Annotated in this window: 1 protein-coding gene and 1 pseudogene; both read left to right on the top strand. The window is 43.0% G+C overall.

The genetic code is table 11. The features are described from left to right. The coding region (locus HC175_RS24720) for a carboxyl transferase domain-containing protein (RefSeq protein WP_168139575.1) at window positions 1-131 on the top strand (131 nt) is incomplete at its 5' end. Window positions 132-303: 172 nt separating this feature from the next. Further along, window positions 304-509: pseudogene (locus tag HC175_RS17505) on the top strand (dihydrofolate reductase); the annotation flags it as partial.

Raw genomic sequence — 509 nt, forward strand, 5'->3', positions numbered from 1 at the left:
CCGAACGGGGATTCATTGATGAGGTGATCAACCCTCGTGATACCCGAAGAAAACTGCTGAAGGCCTTCAGTATGCTGGAGAACAAGGAGGTGTTGAGGATAGACAGGAAACATGGAAATATTCCGCTCTAAAGGGTCAAAGTTCCAGGTTCCAGGTTTCAGGTTCCAGGTTTTTCAATCCACCAACAACTTCGGTCACAACTTGTAACCCGAAACCCGCAACCGGCAAGTGGAACCTGCAACCTGCAACAAAAATCTAAAGCCTCACATCTCACATCTCATATCTAACATCTAACATCTACTCATGAAATTCCAAAAGATCGTTTGTGTGGATCATACTAAACTTGAACCCTGGGCGCTGAAAGAGCTTCAGGAATATAGTGAAGAGAAAATTGAAGTTTTTGGAGACTATCCCGGGAGCAGAAAGGAGATCATTGCAAGGATCAAAAATGCAGATGCAGTAATTGTTTCCTGGAGAACAAAATTGGATGAGGATATTTTATCACAATG

Source organism: Salinimicrobium oceani (assembly GCF_012037645.1).